The following is a 19880-nucleotide window of genomic DNA, read 5'->3' as shown; positions in this document are numbered from 1 at the left end:
CGGCCCGCGCCGTACGGCGCGGGCCACCGTGTCACTCCTCGCGGGAGGCCACGTACCGCAGAACGCCCCACATGCTGTCCTCCGATGTGGGGCGTTCCGGCGTTCCGGGACCAGCGCCGTTCTCCTGCGAACGCTCCTCACGGCAGCCTGAGAGCTCCTTGCGCAGCGCCGCGGCGTCGATCCCGCTGCCGATCAGGACGAGTTGAGTGCTGCGCTCCTCGTCCCGGCCCCAGGGCGAGGGATAGAAGCGCAGGAAGTCACCGACGGCGTGCACGCTGAACTTCTGCCGGTTGCCGGGGACATCGAAGTGGACGAAGCCCTTGATCCGGTAGAGGCCGGTGGGCCGACTGTCGAGAAAGTCCATAAGTCGACGTGGGTTCATCGGCTCACCGGAGGTGAACTCCACGCTCTGGTAGGCGACGTGAAGGTGAGCCGCGTGGGTCGCGCCTGCCGGGTCGTCGGCGTGGTGGGTGCAGCCGTCGTGCTCGGTGGGATCGCAGTGGTCCGCGTGGGAGGTGCCTCGGCTACCCGGGGCGGCGTGGAGTTCCGCTGCGGTTTCGCGCAGAAGGTCCTCGAAGGACAGCTGACGCACGGCCGCGTCGTGGTCCTCGCCGGCGCCGCGGTCGAAGAACAGCTCCGGGTCGATGCGCCCGTACGTGGCGCTCATCACCGGCCTGCCGGGGGCGAGGTCCGCGAGGGTAGCCATGAGTTCCTGGCGCGCCACCCCGTCGATCCGGTCGGCCTTGTTCAGCACCACAAGGTCGGCGATGCGCACATGCCGGTCCAGTTCCGGGTGGCGGACGCGGGTTGCCGCGAACTCGGCGGCGTCGACCACCTCGACCAGTCCCCCGTACACGATCCGCTCGTTCTCGCTGGCCAGGATCATGCGGATCAGTTCCTGGGGCTCCGCCAGCCCGCTGGCCTCGATGACGATCACGTCGATACGGGCGGCGGGGCGGGCGAGCCGCTCCAGATAGGTGTCGAGTTCACTGGTGTCGACCGCGCAGCACAGACAGCCGTTACCGAGCGAGACCATCGAGTCGACCTGCCCCGCAACGGTCATCGCATCGATCTCGATACTGCCGAAATCGTTGACGATCGCCCCGATACGGGTGCCGTCGCCCGCGGCGAGCAGGTGATTGAGAAGGGTCGTCTTGCCCGACCCGAGGAAGCCCGCAAGCACGACGACCGGGATCTGTTGCGTGGCCAAGGGGCGCCTCCATGGTGCGGGTGGCGAGCCGCGCGGACCGGCGGCGAACGAGCTGTCGATCGTAACGGAACGCGGCACGGCAGAGCCGCGCACGGCGGGCGGTAGCAGGAGCGAGGGGCTCTGGGCGTTACGGGCGGGCGCCAGGCGAGCGGACGGCTGCGGGCGCGGGGGTGCCGGGGTTGGGTGCCGGGTGCCGGGCGGAGAGTGCGCGGCTGAGGGCACGGGCCGGAGAGGAGCCTAGGCGGAGCGGGACGGAGCCGGCCGGGTAGCGGGTAGCGGGTAGCGGGTAGCGGGTAGCGGGTAGCGGGGCGAACTCACGGCGCCTGGCCGGGGCGCCGCATCGCTTGAGGCTGCGCATGGATCGGTTCCGCCGTCTCCTCGCCCACCACCGCTGATGGCGACCCCGCCGCAACACCCTCCACCGTCAGCCAGTAGCGCCGCCCGACGCCGGCACCGGCTGCGGCGGGGGCGGACCGACGTACCGCGCCGCCGGTCGAATGATCTTCGAGTCCCGGGCCTGCTCCAGGATGTTGGCGCTCCAGCCGACCACGCGGGCCGCACAGAAGGTGGGAGTGAACATCTCACGCGGCAGACCGCACAGCTCCATGACGACGCCCGCATAGAACTCCACATTGGTGTGCAGCTCACGTCCGGGCTTGAGGTCGGCCAGCAGCGCCTCGACCCGCGCCTCCACCTGGACCGCGAACTCCACCAGCGGGCCGCCGAAACCCTCCGCGATTCCGCGGAGCATCCGGGAGCGCGGGTCCTCGGTGCGGTAGACGGGGTGGCCGAACCCCATGATGCGCTCGCCTCTCAGCACCCGGTCGCGGATCCACGTGTCGATGCGGTCCTGTGTGCCGATGGCGTCGAGGGTGTCCAGCGCCCGGCTCGGTGCGCCGCCGTGCAGCGGACCTGAGAGAGCGCCGACGGCTCCTACGAGGCAGGCCGCGACGTCAGCTCCGGTGGAGGCGACCACTCGGGCCGTGAACGTCGAGGCATTGAACCCGTGGTCGACGGTGGAGATCAGATACGCCTCGATCGCCCGTACACGCTCCGGATCGGGCTCCTGACCGGTGAGCATGTAGAGGTAGTTGGCCGCATGGCTCAGATCCGCGCGGGGCTCGACCGGTTGCTCCCCCTGACTGAGCCGGTGGAGCGCAGTGAGAAGCGTAGGGACGGCGGCACAGGCGGCGAGCGCGTCCGCACGGCGGCGGTCGTCGTCGATGTCGTAGAGCGGGCGAAAGCCGGCCGACGCACCGAGCAGGGAGAGAGCGGTACGCAGCCCGGCGAGCGGGCCGGACAGCGCTCCCGCCTGGGCGAGGCCGGGCAGCGCGTCGCGGAGGGCCACCGGCAGCGCGCGCAGGGCCGCGGTCTCGGCGGTGAAGGCAGCAAGCTGTGCCGCGTTCGGCAGCTCGCCGTGGAACATCAGGTACCAGACGTCCTCGAAAGTACGGGTCGCGGCCAGTTCCACCGCTGAGTACTGGCGGTAGTGGTAGAAGCCCTCAAGGCCCCGGACGTCACCCAGCTCGGTCTCGGTGACGATGACACCCGCGAGCCCGCGGGGCGCGTCCATGGGTGTGTTCGCCTCAGTGATCGGCATGGCAGCTCTCCTCGCTTCACCCACCTGCAACATTGATCCGACTGTCTATGCTTGACTGAATGCTTGTCAATATTGAGTGAATCAACATAGCTGTCCTGATGGATACGGTGGTGGCATGGCGGATCAAGACGCGACTGGCGACACAACCGGCTCACGGCTGAACACTCGGGAGGCAGCCGACCGACTCGGGGTGAAGCCCGAGACGGTGTACGCATACGTCAGCCGCGGCCAGCTGACCAGCCGACGAGAACCGGGCGGTCGGGGCAGCACCTTCGACGCCAAGGAGGTGGACGCGCTCGCACGACGCGGCAACCGACGCGAACCCTCCGGCTCCGGCGGCGAGTTGACCGTCCGCACAGGTATCACGCTGATCGACAGCGACCACTGCTACTTCCGCGGTGTCAACACCTCAGAACTCGCCGCCCACTACGGGTACGAAGAAGTCGCCGAGTGGCTGTGGACGGGCGAAATGCGCCGAGGCATTCGCTTCACCGCGCCCCCCGACGCACTCACCGCGGCCCGCCGCGCCGTCCAGGCGTTGCCGGAGCACAGCGGCCCGATGGACCGATTGCGGGTAGCGGTGATCGCCGCCGCGGCCGCCGACCCACTGCGGTTCGACCTGTCCGAGGACACCGTCCTCGATACCGCCCGCAGCCTCATCCCGACCTTGGTCGACGCCCTGCCGTCCCAAACCAATACGCAGCCCGACGCTGATTCCCTCGCCCCACGGCTGTGGTCTCGCCTCACCACCGCGCCGGCCGACCCTGCCGCCCTCCGCGTTCTGGATGCGGCATTGGTGCTACTCATCGACCACGACCTCGCCGCCTCGACACTCGCGGTCCGGGTCGCCGCGTCGGCACGTGCCCACCCGTACGCGATCGTCTCCGCCGGGTTCGGAGCACTGGACGGCGCGCTGCACGGCGCAGCGAGCGGGCTCGCCCATCGGATGCTGCACGAGGTCCTGGAGCGGGGCAGCGCAGCCGCGGTAGTCGCCGATCACCTACGGGCGGGGCGTCGGGTGCCGGGCCTCGGCCACCGCCTCTATCCGGGGGAGGACCCTCGGGCGCGTGCCCTCTTCACACTATTGGAGGACGTGCCGGGGGCGCTTCCAGCGCTGCAAGCCGCTCGCCAGGTGATTGCCACCACGGCCCGGCACACGGAGCTCCATGCCAACGTCGACCTCGCCCTTGCTGTGCTCACAGTGTCCGCGGAGATGCCTGCCGAAGCCGGCGAAACGGTCTTCGCCATCGCCCGCACGGCCGGCTGGATCGCACATGCCTTGGAGGAGTATGGAGAGCGCCCTCTGCGTATGCGTCCCAGCGGGCAGTACCAGGGCCCCCGTCCACCCCAGCCCGTGCCGTGACGCCGTGACGCAGGCAACCGCCGCTAGCCCGGGACGCGACGCTTGGTTCCTCTGCGCGGCCTCCCGTCCGCCGACCTCGGACGGGACGAGTTAGGCTCACCTTTGTGAGCACCTGCGCTACCGCTTCCCGTGAATCGGCCGAAATGTTGGCCGGAACTGCGGCCACCGCCCGGACCTGGCTCTTGATCGAGCAGACCGGGCCCTGGGGAGCCAAAGCGCTGACGGACAGCCACCTCGACCCTGACATCGGCCGGGCCCTGGAGGCCGCGACAGAGGGCACGGACGTACGCGTCGCCCTGATCCGCCGGCCCGGACGCCATGCCGACTGCCACGGGGCTCCCCGGCGCCGACTGTTCCTCGCGCACACGGCTCCCGGCCGCTCCTGGATCCGGACGACCACCGTCAACGACCCGAGAGCGGCTCTCGAACTGGACTTCGCCGCTCTGGGCGCAGGGGACCACGGGGGCCTGTGGGAGCCGTACACCGGCGAACCGCTGGTGCTCGTCTGCACGAACGGCAAGCGGGACCGCTGTTGCGCCCTCCTCGGCCGCCCTCTGGCCGCCGAGCTCTCCCGGAGCGGAACCGAGGCGTGGGAAGTCACCCACATCGGAGGCCACCGGTTCTCCCCCACCCTTTTCGTTCTCCCCTACGGCTACGCCTACGGACGAGCCTCGGCACATCTCGTCAAGGATGCTGTGGAAGCGGCGCGCGACGGACGGATCACGATCGACCACTGCCGGGGCCGCTCGGCGTGGGACAGGCCGGCCCAGGCCGCTGACCTCGCCGTCCGCGAGCTGCTCCGGGAGGAGCGGGCGGACGCACTCGACGTCGTAGGGACCGACACGGTGCGGCCCGAACCGCGGCTGCCCCACAGCTCGGCGCCCGAGGACGGGCCGATCACCTCCGGGCCCCCCACGTGGTCTGTTTCCGTCGCGCATTCCGACGGCCGGGCCTGGCGCGTCACGGTGGAGCAACGGTCCGACGGTGCTCCGGCGCCCGCCAGCTGTGGTGCGCCGCTCGGCCCACCGGCGTGTATGACCGTCTCGGCCATCACCTCGATCTCGGGAGCCTCCGCTGCGCTCCCCGCCCCTGCTCCCCTTCCTCTCGGCTGACGCCGAGGGCTCATCATTCGGCTCTCCCTCTCGGGACCGGCAGCGGCAGGCCTCCCTGCGAGGCATGACGCCCGCCCCCAAGCCGCATGCGAATGCCATGCCGATCGCCACTCCCCACGTCACCGTGAGCCCCAGCCCGAGCATCGGCCCCACAGCCCGTAACGCCGCAATCGGGCCGGCAGCACCCCGCCCCATCGCCCCTCGGCTCCTACGCTTCGGGTCCTCCGTCAACCACATAACCGCACCCCTCCGTCAGCCACGCATGTCCGGCTCCGCGGCACGACCCAGCTCCGCGAACAGCAACCGAGCACCACAGCCAACCCTGGTCACCCCGCACCGCAGCGACGTTCTTCACCACACCGCTCAGCAACGCCACCAGGTCGTGCTTTCGCCGGTCCGCCCAAAGTAGCTTCGGCACCACGCCTCCAACATCACTCTGCGAGGCTATGCGCGCACGATCCGCAGCCGAAAGCCCTGTGGATAACCTTGCGACCTGCCCTTCCCACCTGGCACGCGACGCGTCGCGCCGCGGCCACGCTCCGAAGTCGAAGCGGAAGGAACTACCGACCCGGCCGCCACCCCGCTTACTGTTCGTTCATATGGGCGAGACGCATGGATCAGCCACGCGCCCGAGCGCTGAAGAGCCCTCGGGCCCTTCGCCGATTCCCCGCGACGTAGCACACTCAGCCCTCACGGCCGGCGGACGCAGCACCACCAGCGCCGCCGACGTACGTCGCCGCAGCCGGCCTTTCGCAGCCCCTTCGCAGCACGACAGCAGGCGCCGAACGGCCTGGCTGCCCATGACGCGGCCCCGCCTGGGCTGGCCGCGCCGCGTCTTCTCCCAAGTGCTGATGATGCAGCTGGCCATCGCCACCGGGGTCACCGCTCTCGCCACGGGCTTGTTCCTCGCCCCCCTGAGTGCCGAACTCGACGATCAGGCGATGCGCCGCGCCCTCGCCATCGCTCAGACCACCGCAGCCCAGCCGCGCCTCGACGACGCCCTGGAGGCCTCTCGTCCTTCGCGCCACGGCCCCGTCCAGAACGAGGCAGAGCACATTCGTGCCGCTACCGGCGCCGAGTACGTGGTGATCATGGACGAGCGCGGGGTGCGCTGGTCGCACACCGACCCGGACGAGATCGGCCGCCACGTCTCCACCGATCCGAGTGCAGCGCTCTCGGGCCAAGAGGTCATGCAGATCGACAACGGCACCCTCGGCCGCTCCGCCCGTGGCAAGGTCCCTCTGCGCGACGAGGAAGGCAAGGTTGTCGGCGCGGTCTCGGTCGGCATCGCCTACGAGAGCGTCCAGGAACGGTTGCTCTCAACCGTCCCCGAACTGCTCGCCTACGCGGGCGGGGCGCTCGCCGTGGGCGCGCTGGCCGCCTATCTCGTCTCCCGTCGACTCCAGCGCCGCACCCACGACCTGGCCTTCTCCGACATCTCGGCCCTGCTCACCGAGCGCGAGGCAATGCTGCACGGCATCCGTGAGGGTTTCGTCGCGCTCGACAAGCACGGCCGGATCCGCCTGATGAACGACGAGGCACAACGGCTGCTCGACCTGCGAGCCGAGGACACCGGCCGGCCACTGGACGAGACACTGCCACCTGGCCGGACGACTGACGTACTGGCCGGCCGGGTGTCCGGCGCGGACCTTCTTGCCGTCAGCGGCCAACGCGTGCTGGTGGCGAACCGCATGCCCACCGACGACGGCGGCGCTGTCATTACGTTGCGCGACCGCACCGAGCTGGAGCGGCTGGGGCGCGAGCTGGACGGCACCCGCGGCTTGATCGACGCGCTCCGCGCCCAGGACCACGAACACGCCAACCGGCTGCACACGCTGCTCGGGCTCCTCGAGCTCGGGCTGCACGAGGAAGCCGTGGAGTTCGTGACCCAGGCGGTGGGTGTGCACAGAGCGACCGCGGAACAGGTCACGGAGCGCATTCACGACCCCTTGCTGGCGGCCCTCCTGGTCGGCAAGGCCACCGTCGCCACCGAGCGCGGCGCCTCTCTGTGTATCTCCGCCGACTCTCATCTCCCTGATCGCCTGATCGATCCGCCCAGCCTCGTCACCGTGCTCGGCAATCTCGTCGACAACGCCCTGGACGCGGCGGGAGGTGGACGTGACGCGCAGGTGGAGGTGGAGGTCCGGGCCGATGGGCGGACCGCCATCATCCGCGTGAGCGACAACGGGCCTGGCGTGCCCGAAGCCCGTCGCGCCGAGATCTTCACCGAAGGCTGGACAACCAAGGAGCCACCCGCTCACGGTCAGCGCGGGATCGGCCTCGCGCTCGTACGACGTCTCGCGGAGCGCTACGGGGGTAGCGCCGAGGTGGGCGAGCGCCCGGGGGGTGGCGCAGTGTTCACTGTCACCGTGCCCGATGCACTGTCCGAAGACCTTTCCACGACGCGGGACGCGCTCCGCCGCGAAAGGCTCGTGGACACCGGTACAGGGGCTTCGGACACCGATGACACCCGGGGCATTCATCGCCCCGAAGATGCCACGGGGGCGGGCGGATGATCGACGTACTGGTCGTGGACGACGATGTACGGGTCGCCCAGATCAACGCGGCGTATGTCGCGAAGGTCGCGGGGTTCCGCGTCAGTTGCCTCGCCCACAGCGCCGCCGAGGCGCTTGCCGCCCTCGACGCACACCACGTCGACCTGATCCTCCTGGACCACTACCTGCCCGACGAGACAGGCCTCCAACTGGTGGGCGACCTGCGTCGAAGCGGCCTGCTCACCGACGTGATCATGGTGACGGCGGCCCGCGACATCGCGACCGTTCAAGCAGCGATGCGGCACGGGGCACTGCAGTACCTGGTCAAGCCCTTCACCTTCGCGGGCCTGCGCTCCAAGCTGGAGGGTTACGCCGCCCTGCACCGCACGTTCGAGGGAGGCGGCCAGGCGGAACAGTCCGAAGTCGACCGCATCTTCGGAGCATTGGGGGGCGTCAACGCCGGCGCCGCCGAACTGCCCAAGGGGCACTCCACCGCCACCGCTGACCGTGTGCGCTCGGTGCTGCGCACTGCAGAGGCCCCACTGTCCGCGCAGGACGTCGCACTCCAAGCGGGACTGAGCCGGCAGACCGCACAGCGCTACCTCAAGCTCCTGGAACGCACCGGCAGAGTCCGTCTCACGCTCAGATACGGCGAAACTGGCCGCCCCGAGCACCGCTACGAGTGGACCTGAACGCCGACAGCGCCCCCGGCTCCGTCCCTTCCCCCGCAGCCAGCCAGACACGACGCGCCAGTTGGCGTAGGGCCCCTAAGCCGCCCCCGCCCCCGTGAGCGCCCGCACCTCGGTCTCCGCGTGCCGCGCTTCATCCGCGGCCTCCGGGGAGAACACCGTGCCAAGCCATCCCATCAGGAAGCCCAGCGGAATCGACACCACTCCGGGGTTCTGGAGGGGAAAGAACGCGAAGTCCAGGCCCGGGAAGATCGACTCCGGGCTGCCCGAGACCACCGGCGACAGGACGACGAGCGCCATCGCCGGGATGAGGCCACCGTAGACCGACCAGACCGCGCCACGCGTCGTGAAGCCGCGCCAGAACAGGGCGTACAGCAGAACCGGCAGGTTGGCCGAAGCGGCGACGGCGAAGGCCAGGCCCACGAGGAAGGCGACGTTCAGGTCCTGGGCGAGCAGTGCGAGGCCGATGGCGACGGCTCCGACACCCACCGCTGCCACGCGTGCCACAGCCACCTCACCGCGCTGCCGTTGCTGGGCCGTACCGCCGGGGCGCCGCAACGAGGCGTACAGATCGTGCGCCACTGAGGCGGAGGAGGCGAGCGTGATGCCGGCGACCACGGCCAGGATGGTGGCGAAGGCGACCGCGGCCACCACGGCGAACAGAACCGTTCCTCCGGTCGAACCGGCACCGCCTCCGAGGTCCATGGCGAGCAACGGCACCGCGGTGTTGCCTGCGGTGTTGGATGCACGGACGGCATCGCTGCCGAGCACCGCGGCGGCACCGAAGCCCAGCACGATGGTCATCAGGTAGAAGCCGCCGATCAGGCCGATGGCCCAGACGACGGAGCGGCGGGCGGCGCGTGCCGTCGGCACGGTGTAGAAGCGGGACAGGATGTGCGGAAGCCCCGCTGTCCCCAGGACGAGGGCGATGCCGAGACTGATGAAGTCCAGCCGTGAAACCCAGCTGCCGCCGTACTTGAGACCGGGGGCGAGGAAGTCCCTTCCGTGGCCGCTGCGTTCAGCTGCGGTGTTGAGCAGCGTGTTGATGTCCCCGTGAAAGCGGACCACCACCAGGACGGTCAGTGCGACGGCACCACCCAGGAGAAGCACCGCTTTGACGATCTGGATCCAGGTGGTGGCGCGCATGCCGCCGAAGGCGACGTAGACCACCATCAGGGCGCCGACACCGATCACCATCCAGGTGCGGGCCTGCGCCCCCGCGCCGCCCAGGAGCAGCGCAACGAGGCTGCCGGCGCCGACCATCTGCGCCACCAGATAGAGCACCGATACGGTGACGGACGCGGCTCCTGCAGCGATGCGGACCGGACGTTCCTTCATCCGGGCGGCGACGACATCCGCGAGGGTGAATCTGCCGCAGTTGCGGACCAGTTCGGCGACGAGGAAGAGCACGACAAGCCAGGCCACCAGGAAGCCGACGGAGTAGAGCAGGCCGTCGTAGCCGAAGAGGGCGATCAGCCCGGAGATGCCGAGGAACGATGCGGCGGACATGTAGTCGCCCGCGATGGCGAACCCGTTCTCCATCGGGGAGAAGAGTCTGCCGCCCGCGTAGAACTCTTCCGCGGAGCCCTGCCTGCGGCGGCTCACCCAGGTGGTGATGGCGAGCGTGACGGCGATGAACGCGCTGAACAGAACCAGCGCCAGGTTCTGGTGGTCGCCGGTCAACGGATGTTCCCCCCGGTCAGCTCCTGGGTCTCCCAGCGGATGTCGAGGGCCGCGCTGTCCCGGCGCAGCCGCGCGTGCCGTGCGTACGCCCAGGTGAGCAGAAAGGTGGTGGCGAACTGTCCCAGGCCGGCGAACATGGCGACGTTGAGCGCGCCGACGATGCGGTGGGCCATGAGGCCCGGTGCGACGGTCGCCGCGATGACGTAGGCGAGGTACCACGTGAGGAAGAGGGCCGTGGCGGGTACGACGAATCCTCGGTAGCGGCGGCGCACTTCCTGGAACGCGGCGCTTCGCTGGACCGTCAGATACACCTCGTCGTGCGCCGCGGATCGCGGTGACGGCACCGGGGTGGGCGCCGTGTTGCGTCCCGCATTCCTCTCGTCGGCCGCATCGTCCGACTCGCCCCACCCGGAGGCAAGAGGGTCGTACCAGGGGTCGTCCAGCCGCACGGCTCCTGGCTCCCCGACCACATGGCCGTCCTGCTTGTCCACGGAACACTCCTTGTTGCACGGGCCTGTTGACGATGCGCCCCAAGGATGGACAGAAAGGAAGATCCCGGACTCTTCATTCCGAATGCTTCACTCCATCAGGTGATGGACGATCCGGGCAGCCGAGAGAGGTCGTGACGGTATGCGCAACGGGTCACCTGAATTCGGCCCCGCCCAGAGCCGGGCCCCTACGCCTCTCGGACCAGGCCCAGCCCCCGGCAAGTCGATGGGGCGGAACGAGCGACGGGCGCCCCTCCACCCCGGTGGGTGGACAGGCGCCCGTACGGAACCGCGGTCGGCTCAGGTGTCGATGCGCGAACGGTCGAGGGTGGAGGCAGAGTTGGTGATGAACTCCTTGCGGGGGGCGACCTCATTGCCCATGAGGAGGTCGAAGGCCTTCTCCGCCGCTTCGAGATCGCTGATGTTGATGCGCCGCAGGGTGCGGTGACGCGGGTCCATGGTGGTTTCGGCGAGCTGGTCGGCGTCCATTTCACCCAGGCCCTTGTAGCGCTGGATGCTGTCCTTGTAGCGGACGTTCTTGCGCTGCAGCTCCAGCAGCGTCTGGCGCAGCTCATTGTCGGAGTACGTGTAGATGTACTTTTCCTGGCCCTTTTTGGGGTTGGTCAGCTCCACGCGGTGCAGGGGCGGAACAGCGGAGAAGACCCGGCCCTGTTCGACCATCGGACGCATGTAGCGCTGGAAGAGGGTCAGCAGCAGACAGCGGATGTGGGCGCCGTCGACGTCCGCGTCCGCGAGGAAGATGACCTTGCCGTAGCGCGCAGCGTCGATGTCGAAGGTCCGGCCGGACCCGGCTCCTATGACCTGGATGATCGAACCGCACTCGGCGTTCTTGAGCATGTCCGAAATCGACGACTTCTGGACGTTAAGGATCTTGCCCCGAATCGGCAACAGCGCCTGGAATTCCGAGTTGCGCGCCAGCTTCGCGGTGCCCAGTGCCGAGTCGCCCTCGACGATGAAGAGTTCACTGCGGTCGACGTTGTCGCTGCGGCAGTCGGCGAGCTTGGCCGGTAGCGACGAGGATTCCAGCGCCGTCTTTCGGCGCTGCGCCTCCTTGTGCTGCCGGGCGGCGATGCGCGTGCGGGCCGCGGCCACGATCTTCTCCAGGACGGAGCGGGCCTGCTGCTTGGCGTCCCGCTTCGTGGAGGTCAGATACGCCTTGAGCTCCTTGCTCACCACCTGGGCGACGATGCGGGAGGCGGCGGACGTGCCGAGCACCTCCTTGGTCTGCCCCTCGAACTGCGGCTCCGCCAGCCGTACGGTCACGACGGCGGTGAGGCCCTCCATGGCGTCGTCCTTGACGACGTCGTCCTCGGCGACGCGCAGCAGCTTGCTCGACCGGAGCACCTCGTTGATCGTCTTGGTGATCGAACGCTCGAAGCCGGAGACGTGCGTGCCGCCCTTGGGCGTCGCGATGATGTTGACGAAGGACTTGACCGTCGCGTCGTAGGCGGTTCCCCAGCGCAGCGCGATGTCGACGCCGAGTTCCCGGGTGACTTCGGTCGGTGTCATATGACCGCGGTCGTCGAGGACCGGAACGGTCTCCTTGAAGGTGCCCTGGCCGGTCAGCCGCAGGACGTCGCAGATGCCCTTGTCCTGCGCGAGGTACTCGCAGAATTCGCTGATGCCGCCGTCGTACCGGAAGACCTCCTCCGACTTGCCGGCGCCATCGATGCCGCGCTCGTCGCGGACCACGAGGGTGAGGCCCGGCACAAGAAACGCCGTCTGGCGTGCGCGGGAGTAGAGCGTCTCCAGGGAGAGCTTGGCGTCCTTGAGGAAGATCTGCCGGTCCGCCCAGTACCGGACGCGGGTGCCGGTCTTCGCCTTGGTGACCCGCTTGCCCTTGAGCAGGCCGTTTCCCGGGTCGAAGGGGGCGTCCGGGCCCGACTCGGTGAAGATGCCGGGGACGCCGCGGCGGAAGCTGATGGAGTGGGTCTTGCTGTTGCGGTCCACCTCGACGTCGAGTCGCGCGGAGAGCGCGTTGACGACCGAGGCGCCGACGCCGTGCAGGCCGCCGGAGGCGGCGTAGGAGCCGCCGCCGAACTTTCCGCCGGCGTGCAGCTTGGTCATCACGACCTCGACGCCGCTGAGCCCGGTCTTGGGCTCGACGTCGACGGGAATGCCGCGGCCGTTGTCGCGGACCTCCACCGACCCGTCGTCGTGGAGGATCACCTCGATGTGGTCGCAGTAGCCGCCCAGCGCCTCGTCGACGGAGTTGTCGATGATTTCCCACAGGCAGTGCATGAGGCCGCGACTGTCCGTCGAGCCGATGTACATGCCAGGGCGCTTGCGGACGGCTTCCAGGCCCTCGAGGACGAGCAGATGCCGCGCGGTGTAATTGGATCCGTCCCGGTCTGCCCCGGTCAGCACTGCGGTGGACGGCACGGACATCTCGGCGGTCACGCGGTTCGCTCCTCGCTGAATTTCTGGCAGTCCGCATTCCGCGGACTCTGTTGTGGCGGTGGTCGCCGGTCAGAGGGTACCGAGGCCTGGTAGAGCCGATGTGACGCCACCCATGAGGTTGGCCATGGTAGTAGAATTTCGCTCGTGCGTTCGATCCCTCGAAGGGGTGACGTCGGAGTGACGTGCACATCACGTTCCCTTCCAGGCATGAACCATTTAGGCTCCGGGCACGTCCTCATCAACAACCCGGCAAGCCGGCCGGGCGGACGGACCCCCCAACCCACGTGAATAGACCACCAAGCAATACGGCTCATTCGCCGCCACCCGGCAGCACCCGGCCTCTCGGAAGAACTTTTTTCGAGGAAAAGGCACGAGCGGGAACGTTTTCGGCCTGGTTGGATGTTGACCCTGGTACGACAGCTCGTCGAGCTAGAGAAGAGGCGACGTGACTACTGTTCTGACACCCGCGAGCCCGCTGACGGCCGCTGACCGCTGCGACCGCTGCGGCGCCCAGGCATACCTGCGCGTCGTCCTGATGTCCGGCGGAGAACTGCTCTTCTGCGCCCACCACGGTCGCAAGTTCGAGCCAGAACTCAAGAAGATCGCCGCGGAAATACAGGACGAGACGGAGCGGCTGACCGCCCCTCCGGCGTCTGCGACCGAAGAGGACCGCTGACACATCGCATCCACGACGAGCGAGTAGCGGCCTAGGGCCGTGCTGCGGGCGGTCTCCCCGGACACCACCGGGGAGACCGCCCGCACTCGCATGTCCGAAAACGCCTGGTCGTCCGCTTCCTCAGCCTGCTCCGTGAGCCGACACCGCCGGGAGCATCGACGAGGCACGTGTGTAGACCCCGGGATTGCCGGCCTGACCGCAGCCGGTCCCCCACGACACCACTCCCACCAGGCGCCCCTGCACCACCAGGGGCCCTCCGCTGTCCCCCTGACAGGCGTCGCGCCCCCCACTGGGCTCCCCGGCGCAGAGCATGGACGCGGCCTTGTACGTGCCGTCTGCGCTGCCTGGATAAGCCCGCGCGCAGACCGAGTCCTGCAGCACATTGACGCGTGCCGCCCGCAGCCGTGACGCATAGCTGCCCTCCCCCGTGGTGTCCCCCCAGCCGTAGACCTCGGCGGCGCCGCCCGGCCGGTAAGCGGCGTCGTCCCGGCCGGCTATCGAGATCGGCCGGTTGTGGACCGGCTTCTCCAGCGTGAGGACGGCCATGTCGCCCTCATTCGTCCAGCTGTTGTAGCCAGGGTTCACCCAGACCCTCGCGGGCTTGATCTCCTGGCCGCCGCCGCGCGCGAGGTCGTCACGCCCGATCACCACGCGTAGATCTCGGACCTGGCGCCAGGGCACGCCCAGAACCTCCTTGCTCAGGCAGTGCGCGGCCGTGACCACCGTTGAGCGCCCGACGAGCACGCCCCCGCAGAACTGACCGGAGCGCTCCGCCCCGAATCGGTCGTGGGAGGAGAGAGCCACCGCCCATGGGCTCTGTGAGATCGGTACCGGCTTGCCGCCCACCACCGATCCGTCCGCGGCTGCCGAGGTCGGTGTGGCGAGGATCAGCGTGAGAGCTCCGAGGAGGGCGTGGGCGGACGGGCGCATACGGACTCCTGACTCTGGGACAGTGGTCGCCCACCCAGCGTGACCCAAACGGCGGCGCCCCGCACCCCGGACGGCCGCGAGCCCGGCCCCTCCACCGAGGAGGGACCGGGCTCGCGGCGTCGTCCGTGCCGGTTCGGCTAGTCGAGGTAGTCGCGCAGAACCTGCGAGCGCGACGGGTGACGGAGCTTCGACATCGTCTTGGACTCGATCTGACGGATCCGCTCACGCGTGACGCCGTAGACCTTGCCGATCTCGTCCAGCGTCTTGGGCTGGCCGTCGGTGAGGCCGAAGCGCATGGAAACCACGCCGGCCTCACGCTCGGAGAGGGTGTCCAGCACCGAGTGCAGCTGCTCCTGCAGAAGCGTGAAGCTGACCGCGTCGGCCGGGACGACCGCCTCGGAGTCCTCGATGAGGTCACCGAACTCGCTGTCGCCGTCCTCGCCGAGCGGGGTGTGCAGCGAAATCGGCTCGCGACCGTACTTCTGGACCTCGATGACCTTCTCAGGGGTCATGTCGAGTTCCTTGGCCAGCTCCTCCGGGGTGGGCTCACGACCCAGGTCCTGGAGCATCTGGCGCTGGACGCGCGCGAGCTTGTTGATGACCTCGACCATGTGGACGGGGATACGGATGGTGCGGGCCTGGTCGGCCATGGCGCGGGTGATGGCCTGGCGGATCCACCACGTCGCGTAGGTCGAGAACTTGTAGCCCTTGGTGTAGTCGAACTTCTCGACCGCACGGATCAGACCGAGGTTGCCCTCCTGGATCAGGTCCAGGAAGAGCATGCCGCGGCCGGTGTACCGCTTGGCCAGCGAGACGACCAGCCGGAGGTTGGCCTCCAGGAGGTGGTTCTTGGCGCGGCGGCCGTCCTGGGCGATGATCTCCAGCTCACGCTTGAGCTTGGGGGCGATCTTCTCCTCGGTGGCCAGCTTGTCCTCGGCAAACAGACCCGCCTCGATGCGCTTGGCGAGCTCGACCTCCTGCTCGGCGTTGAGGAGCGGGACCTTGCCGATCTGCTTGAGGTAGTCCTTGACCGGGTCGGCGGTGGCGCCGGCCGCGGCGACCTGCTGCGCGGGGGCGTCGTCCTCGTCGTCGTCGGACAGGACGAAGCCGGCGTTCTCGGTGCCCTCGGCGGCCTCGGGAGCCTCGCCCTTGCCGGGCGCGGGGGTCTCCTCGGTCGCCTCGTCGTCGAGCAGCTCGTCGACGTCCTTCTTGGACGCGGACTTCTTCGCCGTGGCCTTCTTGGCCGTGGTCTTCTTCGCGACCGTCTTCTTCGCGGTCGCCTTCTTCGCCGCTGCCTTCTTCGCAGGCGCGGACTCGGGCTCACCCACCGGCTCGTCCCCCACAGGGGCGGCTGCTGCGGCGGTGGCCTTCTTCACCGTGGCGGCCTTGGCCGCGACGGTCTTGGTGGCGGTGCGCTTTGCCGGACTCTTCGCTGCGACGCTCTTGCGGGTGCGCTTGGGCGCCTCTGCGGCACTGACCATCAGCGTCACACCCTCCTCGTCGAGGATCTGGTTGAGGCTGCGCAGAACGTTCTTCCACTGGGTTGGCGGAATCTGGTCAGCCTCGAAGGCCCGACGCACGTCATCGCCGGCGATCTGCCCATCTGCCTTTCCCCGCTCGATGAGCGCCATCACAGACTCGGACTCGGCGATCTCCGGCGGGAGCGTACGGGATGTGCTGGCCGACACGAACAACCTCTCGGAACGATGGAAACGGCTTCCGACCCCGTCCACAGTGCGGATCGGAGCCGACGACCGCCGGTGGGGATGGAACCGACGGCGCGGGGGTAACCGGGGAGTTGAACAGCGTCACGAACGCCGTCCGCATTCCCTCCTCGGCTATCACCTCTTTAGTCATCGCGCTTCCCTGAAGAGCGTTACGCCCAATCTGCGTGGCCCGAGTCACACCTCATAACGACCCCTTCCCGGTCATATGACATGCAACCCTCCCAAGACCCCATTGCCGGATCCGGCGAGGCTCCGGATCCGGCAATCCTGCGCCTTCGACGTGTACGGCGGCCCGCCGCGGAGGCCCGCATGGCACCGCGACCGCGCGGTGCCTACGCTCCGTGCACGCCCGTATGCGGGCCTTCAGTGCTCGCGCGGCGCGGGGACCACGTGGTCCACGGGCGCCCCGGAGCCCTGACCGCCGGGCTCGCCATGGGCGGCGAGCAGCTGACGCATCGCGGCCTCGGCTGCCGTGGCGTCACCGGAGCCGATCGCGTCGACGATCCGCATGTGCTGGCCGACGGACGTCTCGATGGGGCGCTCGCAGCCACCGGCCGGGCCTCCGGAGACGTGCAGGGCGCTGGAGACGATGCCGGAGAGGTGCTCGAGCATGCGGTTGCCCGCGAGCTGCAGCAGCAGGGAGTGGAACTCGGCGTCGGCGCGGGTGAACGTCATGGTGTCGCCCTGGGCGGCGGAGTGGCCCATGATCTCGACCATGTCGGTGAGCCGCTGCTGCACGTCCTCCCGTCCGTGGCCGGCGGCGAGGCGGGCGGCGAGCGGTTCGATCGTCCAGCGCAGCTCGCACAGCTCACGGCGCTGGTCGTCGCGCTGGGGGCCGTAGGCCCGCCACTCGATGATGTCGGGGTCGAGGAGGTTCCAGTCGCTGACCGGCCGGACGCGGGTGCCGACGTTCGGGCGCGCGCTGACGAGGCCCTTGGCCTCAAGGACGCGCAGCGACTCACGGACGACGGTGCGGGAGACCTCGAAGCGCTGGCCGATCTCCTCCGGGACGAGCGGACGGTCGGCGCCGAGATCGCCGGAGACGATCATCTGACCCAGCTGCTGGACGAGTTGGCCGTGCAGGCCGCGGCCTCGGCTGCCCGCCGCGCGGCGTCCGGACCGGCCGATGTCGGCTTCGGGGCTGTCCCAGACCTGCGAGACGCGCTCGGCTCGATTCGCGCCGGCGGCGTTGGCAGCGGCGTTGGCGCCGCCGGCGTAGGGGTAGCGGTCAAGCTCGCCCGGGCCTGCGAGGCCGGTGTCGCCGGGGCGAGCCGCGGTCATCATGGTGTGCGCAAGGGTACTCACGCATCTTTTGTCGGCGACACCCTGAAGACCCTTGAGGTCTTTGGTGAAAAGCACACGAAAGGGTGATCGCCCGTCATCTCGTAATTGACGCTTTATCGGAAAGAAATGCCCTCTCTGTGGCGAATTGCGGGCAGTGGAGGCCACAACGGCGTCGCGAAACGGGCGCGTGGACGCTCAATGTGTTCGACTGCGCCGCATCGTGAACGCATATGCGCAGACGAGAGCGGTCAGCGACAACGCCATTGCGCTGCCGACGGGTTGAGTCGCAAGGCGGAGCAGAACCGATACTCCGTGATCGATTCCGGAAGGCCACTGAACGGGAGCCGACACCCGCATGCGGCCGGGCAGTCCGACAAGGGAGCGGGCCGCAGGCTCGGCCGCCACGCGCTGCACCAGCGGGACGACCAGGACGGGGACGGCGAGGACCGCCGCCAATCCCATGGAGGTGGACCGGAAGACGCAGGCCGCCAGCACGCCCGCCCAGGCACAGCCGACCAGGAGGCCGATCCACCCCGCGGCGAGCACCGGCCACTCGGCGACGCTGTTGAGGGAGTCGGGCCCGAACACGAAGCGGGCCGACACCTCGTCAGCGGCGAGCACGCCGAGCCCGAGCGTCAGCGCGCAGCCGCCGCTGACGAGGAGTTTGGCGACGAGCAGCCCCAGGCGCCGGGGAACGGTGCCGATCTCCGGAGCCAGCGCCGGGTACCGGAACTCCTGGCCGAAGGCGAGCGCTCCGAGCAGCCCCGCCCCGAGGGCGGCCGGAGGGAAGGGCAGTTGACGGGGCCAGCCCGTCAGCACTCGGGACATCGGGGCATCGCCGTGGCGGGCCAGCAGGAGGGCCAGAACGAGCGACACGAGCAGGGAGACGACGACGGCCGCAAGGCCGGTGCGGTCGGTCGCCGTGCGGCGCAGTTCGTAGCGCAGGGGCCAGGCCGGGCCCGGGGCGGGCAGGCGGGGGATCGCGAGGCGCTCGACGAACGGCGTCGAGGTCCGCACCGGACGGGGCGCAGCTGCCGGGGACTCGACGAGCGGGAGGGTGTGGGTCTCGGAGTGGGTGCCGGTGCCGGTGCCGGTAGGGGTGGCGGAGGAGGCGGCCCCAGGGGGCGCCAGCGACGTTTCGGCAGGCGCGTCCCGGGGCGGCTCCGGGGTTGTGGGGCTGATGTCAGGCGCCGGCGGGAGCTCGTCGACAGGGCGCGGGCGGCGGCCGTCGGCACGGTGGAGGGTGGTGACCGGCGCCGTGTCACCGACCTCGTCTGCGAGCTGGTGCACGAGGATTCCGTGCCGGAAGGCGGCCTCCCCCACCGCGGCGCAGCTACTGCCGTAGACGGCGATGCGGCTGCCGCTCTCCCGTACGACCTCGATGGCGCGGCCGACTGCGGGATCCGTGGCGGGGTGGGCCCGTTGGGATTCATCGACGAGGAGGGAGGCGAGGCGGTCGGCCTGCGGGGAGCGGACGACGACCCGGGGGCGCAGGCGGGTGCGCGCGAATTCGGCGGCTTCCTGGTCGGCGACGAGCCGGCCGTCCTCGATGGTGACGACGCGGTCGGCGATCCGGGCGGCTTCCTTGGCGCTGCGGGAGGTGAGGAGCACGGCGCCACCCTGGGCGGCGTAGCCGCGCAGCAGGCCGTGCAGCCAGGCGCGCTCGCGTGGTGAGACTCCTTCGGCCGGTTCGTCGAGGAGGAGCGTGTGAGGGTCGCCGATGAGGGCCGCGGCCAGCGCCAGTCGGCGGTCCATGCCGCGGGAGAGCTCCCCCAGGCGCTGGTCGGCGAGGCCGCTGAGGCCGACGAGGTCGAGCACGTCGTCGGCGCGGTCGGCGGGTACGCCGGCGGCGGCGCTGAGCATCCGCAGGTGCCCGCGGGCGGTGCGGGAGGGGTGCCCGGGGACGTCACCGAGGACGAAACCGAGTTCGCGGGCGGGGTTGGGGACGCGGTGCAGCGGGCGGCCGCGGAAGAGGGCGACGCCTCGGCCGTATTCGAGCTGCAGCATCAGGCGCAGGGCGGTGGTCTTACCGGCGGCCGCGGCGCCGTGCAGCACGGTGACCCGGCCCGGGCGCGCTTCGAAGGTGAGGTCGTCGACGGCGGGCGGCAGTTCGCCACGGGGTTCGCCGGTCAGCCCGATGGCCTGGATCATCGCGTTCCTCGCGGTGCGTGAGACCGTTCAGAAGCAGCGGGGGGTACGAGT

Annotated in this window: 14 protein-coding genes; 5 read left to right on the top strand and 9 right to left on the bottom strand. The window is 69.6% G+C overall.

Features of this window, described 5'->3' with window-relative positions:
• Positions 1 to 31: 31 nt before the first annotated feature.
• Both ACH4FH_RS05825 and ACH4FH_RS05820 read right to left on the bottom strand, forming a co-directional pair.
• Positions 32 to 1210: a CobW family GTP-binding protein gene (locus ACH4FH_RS05825; RefSeq protein WP_398554495.1), complete on the bottom strand. Its 1179-nt coding sequence runs from the start codon at positions 1208 to 1210 to the stop codon at positions 32 to 34.
• A gap of 424 nt (positions 1211 to 1634) precedes the next feature.
• Positions 1635 to 2810, bottom strand: coding sequence for a citrate synthase/methylcitrate synthase (locus tag ACH4FH_RS05820; protein WP_398554494.1), 1176 nt, complete (start codon positions 2808 to 2810; stop codon positions 1635 to 1637).
• Positions 2811 to 2925: 115 nt separating this feature from the next.
• On the opposite strand from ACH4FH_RS05820, the gene ACH4FH_RS05815 reads away from it, so the two are divergent.
• The 4 genes from ACH4FH_RS05815 to ACH4FH_RS05800 all read left to right on the top strand — a co-directional run bounded on the left by ACH4FH_RS05815 (position 2926) and on the right by ACH4FH_RS05800 (position 8472).
• A complete protein-coding gene (locus ACH4FH_RS05815; RefSeq protein WP_398554493.1) occupies positions 2926 to 4173 on the top strand; it encodes a citrate/2-methylcitrate synthase in 1248 nt (415 codons plus the stop codon).
• 104 nt (positions 4174 to 4277) lie between these two features.
• Positions 4278 to 5285: a sucrase ferredoxin gene (locus ACH4FH_RS05810; RefSeq protein WP_398554492.1), complete on the top strand. Its 1008-nt coding sequence runs from the start codon at positions 4278 to 4280 to the stop codon at positions 5283 to 5285.
• A gap of 800 nt (positions 5286 to 6085) precedes the next feature.
• Entirely contained in the window at positions 6086 to 7801 is a 1716-nt protein-coding gene (locus ACH4FH_RS05805) for an ATP-binding protein (protein WP_398554491.1), read from the top strand.
• Positions 7798 to 8472 (top strand): response regulator, encoded by a 675-nt coding sequence (locus ACH4FH_RS05800; protein ID WP_398554490.1) that lies wholly within the window; start codon positions 7798 to 7800, stop codon positions 8470 to 8472. Before ACH4FH_RS05805 ends, ACH4FH_RS05800 begins: the two co-directional genes overlap by 4 nt.
• A gap of 75 nt (positions 8473 to 8547) precedes the next feature.
• Here ACH4FH_RS05800 and ACH4FH_RS05795 read toward each other — a convergent pair whose 3' ends face one another.
• From ACH4FH_RS05795 to ACH4FH_RS05785, 3 genes are all read right to left on the bottom strand, one after another.
• Positions 8548 to 10152: a cation acetate symporter gene (locus ACH4FH_RS05795; protein ID WP_398554489.1), complete on the bottom strand. Its 1605-nt coding sequence runs from the start codon at positions 10150 to 10152 to the stop codon at positions 8548 to 8550.
• Positions 10149 to 10643, bottom strand: coding sequence for a DUF485 domain-containing protein (locus tag ACH4FH_RS05790; protein WP_398554488.1), 495 nt, complete (start codon positions 10641 to 10643; stop codon positions 10149 to 10151). Before ACH4FH_RS05790 ends, ACH4FH_RS05795 begins: the two co-directional genes overlap by 4 nt.
• Before the next feature lie 297 nt (positions 10644 to 10940).
• Positions 10941 to 13061: a type IIA DNA topoisomerase subunit B gene (locus ACH4FH_RS05785; protein WP_398554487.1), complete on the bottom strand. Its 2121-nt coding sequence runs from the start codon at positions 13059 to 13061 to the stop codon at positions 10941 to 10943.
• A 445-nt stretch (positions 13062 to 13506) separates the two neighbouring features.
• Between ACH4FH_RS05785 and ACH4FH_RS05780 the strand changes: the two genes are divergently transcribed.
• Positions 13507 to 13737, top strand: a complete 231-nt coding sequence (locus ACH4FH_RS05780; protein ID WP_398554486.1) for a hypothetical protein — start codon at positions 13507 to 13509, stop codon at positions 13735 to 13737.
• Positions 13738 to 13857: 120 nt separating this feature from the next.
• Here ACH4FH_RS05780 and ACH4FH_RS05775 read toward each other — a convergent pair whose 3' ends face one another.
• The 4 genes from ACH4FH_RS05775 to ACH4FH_RS05760 form a co-directional block, all read right to left on the bottom strand.
• A complete protein-coding gene (locus tag ACH4FH_RS05775; RefSeq protein WP_398554485.1) occupies positions 13858 to 14667 on the bottom strand; it encodes a S1 family peptidase in 810 nt (269 codons plus the stop codon).
• 137 nt (positions 14668 to 14804) lie between these two features.
• Positions 14805 to 16361 carry an RNA polymerase sigma factor gene (locus ACH4FH_RS05770; RefSeq protein ID WP_398554484.1) on the bottom strand — a complete coding sequence of 519 codons (1557 nt, stop codon included), beginning with the start codon at positions 16359 to 16361 and terminating at the stop codon, positions 14805 to 14807.
• A 396-nt stretch (positions 16362 to 16757) separates the two neighbouring features.
• The gene (locus tag ACH4FH_RS05765; RefSeq protein ID WP_398554483.1) at positions 16758 to 17699 is read right to left on the bottom strand and encodes a FadR/GntR family transcriptional regulator; all 942 of its coding nucleotides are present in this window, start codon (positions 17697 to 17699) and stop codon (positions 16758 to 16760) included.
• A gap of 174 nt (positions 17700 to 17873) precedes the next feature.
• Positions 17874 to 19829: an ATP-binding cassette domain-containing protein gene (locus tag ACH4FH_RS05760; RefSeq protein ID WP_398554482.1), complete on the bottom strand. Its 1956-nt coding sequence runs from the start codon at positions 19827 to 19829 to the stop codon at positions 17874 to 17876.
• Positions 19830 to 19880: the final 51 nt, after the last annotated feature.

Source organism: Streptomyces sp. NPDC017993, from assembly GCF_044328065.1.
GTDB lineage: Bacteria > Actinomycetota > Actinomycetes > Streptomycetales > Streptomycetaceae > Streptomyces.
The sequence above is the reverse complement of the archived record's forward strand: the minus strand, read 5'-3'. Positions and strand labels throughout refer to the sequence as shown.